The sequence below is a fragment of the Kitasatospora sp. NPDC059571 genome (assembly GCF_042735675.1).
Taxonomy (GTDB): domain Bacteria; phylum Actinomycetota; class Actinomycetes; order Streptomycetales; family Streptomycetaceae; genus Kitasatospora.
The window spans coordinates 1-5,531 of record NZ_JBHWBW010000506.1 but is presented as its reverse complement, the minus strand read 5'-3'; the positions used below and the strand labels follow the sequence as shown (position 1 = coordinate 5,531).

The 5,531-nt window shown below is 70.5% G+C and carries 1 protein-coding gene and 1 pseudogene; both read right to left on the bottom strand.

Features of this window, described 5'->3' with window-relative positions; translation table 11 throughout:
* Positions 1-39: 39 nt before the first annotated feature.
* Positions 40-4,980 (bottom strand): NAD-glutamate dehydrogenase, encoded by a 4,941-nt coding sequence (locus ACFV0G_RS34105; protein WP_380556354.1) that lies wholly within the window; start codon positions 4,978-4,980, stop codon positions 40-42.
* 314 nt (positions 4,981-5,294) lie between these two features.
* Positions 5,295-5,531 (bottom strand): annotated as a pseudogene (locus tag ACFV0G_RS34100) (1-pyrroline-5-carboxylate dehydrogenase); the annotation flags it as partial.

The following is a 5,531-nucleotide window of genomic DNA, read 5'->3' as shown; positions in this document are numbered from 1 at the left end:
AGGGTCGGGTGACGGTGCCGCCCTCGCGGGGCTGCCGGGTCAGCGGGTGGCGCGGAGCAGGGTGCGGATGGTCCGCATCGCCACCGAGAGGCTGGACAGCTCGTAGTTGTCGGAACCCCTTATGTCGTCGAGCGTGTTCTTCGCCCGGCTCAGCAGGGTGCCGTTGAGCTCGGCCCAGGCCTTGTAGCGGTCCTCCGGCAGGGAGCCGTCGGGGCCGCAGGCCAGCACGTCCTCGGTGAGCGCCGAGTGGGCCGCGAAGAGGTCCTCGCGGATCGAGGCGCGGGCCATCGAGGACCACCGGTCGGTCCGCGGGAGCTCGATGATGCGGTCCAGCAGGTGCGAGATCTGCAGGCGGTCGCCGAGGTCGTAGTAGAGCTCGGCCACCTCCATCACGTCGGACAGCGAGCGGTCCGCGACGCCGACGATGTCGAGCGTCGGGAAGGCCGAGGAGAGCCCGGCCATCCGGGTGGCCAGCGCGTCCGGCACGCCCGCGGCGGCCAGGTCGTCGTAGACCGACTCGAACCAGACCGCGTCCTCGCCGCGCAGCGGCTTGGGCAGGCTCTCCCAGACCTGGTTGACCCGGTCGTGGAAGAACGCGATGGTGCCGGCGATGTCGAGCGGCTGGCGCCGGTTGTTGAGCATCCAGCGGGTGGCGCGCTCGACCAGGCGGCGGGCGTGCAGCCGCATCCGGGTCTGGACCTCGGCGGCGACCTGGTTGTCCAGGCCCTCCACCTCGTCCCAGAGCTGCTCCAGGCCGAAGACCGCGCGGGCCGCCGCGTGGGTGCGGGCGATCTCCTCCATGGTCGCCCCGGTCTCCTCGCGGAGCCGGAAGGCGAAGGTGCAGCCGCCGCGGTTGATCGTGTCGTTGACGATCAGGGTGGTGATGATCTCGCGGCGCAGCGGGTGGTTGTCGATCGCGTCGGCGAACTTGGTCCGCAGCGCGCTCGGGAAGTACTGGTGCAGCGCGGTGCGGAAGTACGGGTCGTCGGGCAGCTCGGTGGCGAGCAGCTCGTCGGCCAGCGTGATCTTGGTGTAGGCGAGCAGCACCGACAGCTCGGGCTGGGACAGCCCGCGGCCGGCCTGCTGGCGGTCGCGGATCTGCTTCTCGGTGGGCAGGAACTCCAGCGCCCGGTCGAGCTGCCCGTCCGCCTCCAGGCGGTTGATCATGCGGGAGTGCACGTTGACCATGCTGACGGCCTGGGCGACCGCGTTGGCGAGCACGACGTTCTGCGCGTAGTTGTTGCGCAGCACCAGGTGGCCGACCTCGTCGGTCATCTTGGCGAGCAGCGCGTTGCGCTGCTTGACCGTCATGTCGCCCTCGGCGACGACCTGGTTGAGCAGGATCTTGATGTTCACCTCGTGGTCCGAGGTGTCGACGCCGGCCGAGTTGTCGATGGCGTCGGTGTTGATCCAGCCGCCGGTGCTCTCGGGGCCGCCGGAGGAGGCGAACTCGATGCGGCCGAGCTGGGTGCAGCCGAGGTTGCCGCCCTCGCCGATGACCCGGGCGCGGACCTGGGTGCCGTTGACGCGGATCGGGTCGTTGGCCTTGTCGCCGACCTCGGCGTTGGTCTCGGCGGTGGCCTTGATGTAGGTGCCGATGCCGCCGTTCCAGAACAGGTCCACGGGGGCCTGCAGGATCGCCTTCATCAGCTCGGCCGGGGTGAGCTTGGCCGCCTCGATGCCGAGCGCCTCGCGGACCTGCGGGGAGATCTGGATCGCCTTGGCGGTGCGCGGGAAGACGCCGCCGCCGGCCGAGATCAGCGACTTGTCGTAGTCGTCCCAGGAGCTGCGCGGCAGGTCGAACAGCCGGCGGCGCTCGGCGAAGGACGCCGCGGCCTCCGGGTTCGGGTCGAGGAAGATGTGCCGGTGGTCGAAGGCGGCCACCAGCCGGATGTGCTCGCTGAGCAGCATGCCGTTGCCGAACACGTCACCGGACATGTCGCCGATGCCGACGACGGTGAAGTCCTGGGTCTGGGTGTCGACGCCCAGCTCGCGGAAGTTGCGCTTGACCGACTCCCACGCGCCGCGGGCGGTGATGCCCATGCCCTTGTGGTCGTAGCCGGCCGAGCCGCCGGAGGCGAACGCGTCGCCCAGCCAGAAGCCGTAGGACTCGGCGACACCGTTGGCGATGTCGGAGAAGGTCGCGGTGCCCTTGTCGGCGGCGACCACCAGGTAGGTGTCGTCCTCGTCGTGGCGGACCACGTCGACGGGGTGGACGACCTCGCCGGCCTTGAGGTTGTCGGTGATGTCGAGCAGCGCCGAGATGAAGGTCTTGTACGAGGCGATGCCCTCGGCGAGCCACGCGTCGCGGTCGACCGACGGGTCCGGCAGCTGCTTGGCGACGAAGCCGCCCTTGGCGCCGACCGGGACGATGACGGTGTTCTTGACCATCTGGGCCTTGACCAGGCCGAGGATCTCGGTGCGGAAGTCCTCGCGCCGGTCGGACCAGCGCAGACCGCCGCGGGCGACCTTGCCGAAGCGCAGGTGGACGCCCTCGACCCGGGGCGAGTAGACCCAGATCTCGAACGCCGGGCGCGGGGCCGGCAGGTCGGGGATGGCCTTCGGGTCGAACTTCATCGACACGTAGGTGTGCCAGTCGCCGTCCTCGGCGTGCTGGAAGAAGTTGGTCCGCAGGGTCGCCTTGATCAGGTGCAGGAAGGAGCGCAGGATGCGGTCCTCGTCCAGCGACACGACCTCGTCGAGGGCGCCGTCCAGCTCCTCCAGCAGGCCCTCGGTGAGCTCGGCGGAGCCCAGCCGGTGGCTGGGGCTGAGCCGGGCCTCGAAGAGGTTGACCAGCAGGCGGGTGGTGTGGGCGTTGTTGCGGAGCGCGTCCTCCATGTAGTCCTGGGAGAAGGTGCTCCCGGCCTGCCGGAGGTACTTGGCGTAGGCGCGCAGGACCACGGCCTGGCGCCAGGTCAGGCCGGCGGTCAGCACGAGGCCGTTGAAGCCGTCGTTCTCGGCCTTGCCCGTCCAGGTCGCCGAGAAGGTCTCCTGGAAGCGCTCGCGGGCCTCGTCGGTCAGCTCGGTGGAGTCGCGCAGCCGCAGGCCGAAGTCGACCACCCATGCGGTGGAGCCGTCGGCGCGCTTGAGCGCGTAGGGGTGCTCGTCGAGGACCTCGACGCCCAGGCGCTGGAGCACCGGCAGGACCTCGGTGAGCGAGATCGGGCCGCCGACCCGGTAGATCTTGAAGCGGCGCTCGTCGTCGCCGGCGCCGACCGGCTGGTACAGGTTGAGCCGGAAGTCGCCCTCGCCGTGCAGCGCCTCGATCTGCTTGAGGTCGGCGACGGCGGTGCGGGCGGTGTAGTCGGCCCGGTAGCCGTCGGGGAAGGCGTTGGCGTACTTGTGGGCGAGCTCGGCGGCCCGCTCCTCGCCCAGCTCGACGTGCAGCTGGTCGTTGAAGCCGTCCATCCAGAAGCGGGCGGCCTCGGCGAGCTTGGCCTCGATCCGCTCGACCTCGGCGTCGGTGAGCTCCGGGAGCTCGGTGCCGGGGGCGACCCGGACGACGAAGTGCAGGCGGGTGAGGACGGACTCGGTGGCGTACACCGTGTAGTCGATGGTGTCGCCGTTGAGCTGCTCGGTGAGGATCTCCATCAGCCGCAGCCGGATCCGGGTGGTGTACCGGTCGCGCGGCAGGTAGACCAGGGCGGAGAAGTAGCGCCCGTACTCGTCCTGGCGGAGGAACAGCCGCAGCCGGCGGCGCTCCTGCAGGTAGAGCACGCTGGTCGCGATGGACTGGAGCTCCTCGGCCGGGGTCTGGAACATCTCGTCCCGGGGGAAGGTCTCCAGGATCTGCAGCAGGTCGCGGCCGTCGTGGCTCTCACCGGAGAAGCCGGCGCGGGTGACGACCTCCTGGACCTTGCGGCGGACGACCGGGATCCGGGTGACCGACTCGGTGTACGCGGCGGAGGAGAACAGGCCGAGGAAGCGGCGCTCGCCGATCACCTCGCCGTTGGCGTCGAACTTCTTGACCCCGACGTAGTCCAGGTAGGCCGGGCGGTGCACGGTCGCGCGGCTGTTGGCCTTGGTCAGCACGAGGAGCTTCTTCTCGTGCGCCTTGGCGCGGACGGGGGCGGACAGCCGGCCGAAGGCCTCGCTGACCGGGTGGTGGTCGGTGTCGTGGCTGAGCGGGTCGGCGCGCAGGATGCCGAGGCCGGTGCCGGCGACGGCCTTGAGGACCTCCTCGCCCTCGTGCTCGACCAGGTCGTACTCGCGGTAGCCGAGGAAGGTGAAGTGGTCGTCGGCCAGCCAGCGCATCAGCTCCCAGGCCTCGCCGACCTCCTGCTCGGGCAGGTGCGTCGGGGGCTGCTCGGCGAGCTCGTCGGCCAGGCGCAGCGCGGAGTCGCGCATCTTCGACCAGTCCTCGACGACCTCGCGGACGTCGCCCAGCACGCGGCGGAGGTTGGCCTCGATCGAGCGCAGGTCCTCGCGGGCGGTCTCGCGGTCGATCTCGATGTGCATCCAGGACTCGACGATGGCGTCGGCCGGCCACTCGGTGCCGGCGGCCTGGCTGCGCGAGCAGGCGTCGATGTCGAGGATCTCCAGCAGCTTGCCGGTGATGTCGCGGCGGACGGCGAGCTGGGGGTGGACCACGAGGTGGATGCCGCGGTCGAGGCGGGTCAGCTCGTTGGTGACCGAGTCGACCAGGAACGGCATGTCGTCGGTGACGACCTCGACCACGGTGTGGCCGCAGGACCAGCCGTTCTCCTCCACGCTCGGGGTGTGCACCCGGACCTCGGCGGTGCCCTGGGGGCGCTTGAGGCCCAGGCGGTAGTGCGAGGCGGCGGCGCCGTAGACGTCGACCGGGTCGCGGTGGACCAGGTCCTCGGGCGCGGTGTGGAGGTAGTAGTGGTGCAGGTATGCGGTCAGAGCGCCGTTGCTCAGACCCTCTCCCGGCGCCGCTCCCCCCACCTGGCTGTTCTCAGCGGCTGCTGCTGCCTTGGCGAGCAGTTCGGCCTTGGCTGCGTCCAGCTTGGTCTGCATGACTGTTTGGCTCCTGTCGCGCGCCGTTGCGTGACTCGGTGATGGCTAGGTGTGCACCGCCGGGCCTGTCCGCAATCCTCCCGCAGCACCTGGGCGAAATCCGCTCGTGCCACGCTTGAGCGGAGGTCGTTCCGGGTATTACAGGACGTTTGGCCAGCGGGAGATCCCGGCGACGCCAGTCAGCCTAACCGGATGAAACGAAGGTGTCAGGGGACACAGAGGAGCAATCCCGCAGGAAGGTCACGTCCTACTGGACACGTTGTCCAAACCGGGCGCGTGCATCGTGTCAGCGCCTGTCAGCTGTTTCCGGCCCGTCACCCGGGATGCGGCCGGACGTCACCGGCCGGCGGCCGGAAGGTCTCGGCGATCGAACGCGCCGAGGTCCAGGGCAGCAGGTGCTGCACGGCGCCCGCCAGGCCCGCGGTGGCGGCGGCCCGCGGCCCGCCGAGCGGCAGCAGCCCGGCGCCCGGCCCGGCCGCGCCCTCGTTGACCCACACGTCCGCCGCGGTGAACCGCAGCCGCTCCACCGCCTGCGCGATCGCACCGCGGTC

Excerpts from the sequence above, each read along its gene's own strand:
- ACFV0G_RS34105 (WP_380556354.1), bottom strand. The coding sequence starts at position 4,980 with ATGCAGACCAAGCTGGACGCAGCCAAGGCCGAACTGCTCGCCAAGGCA.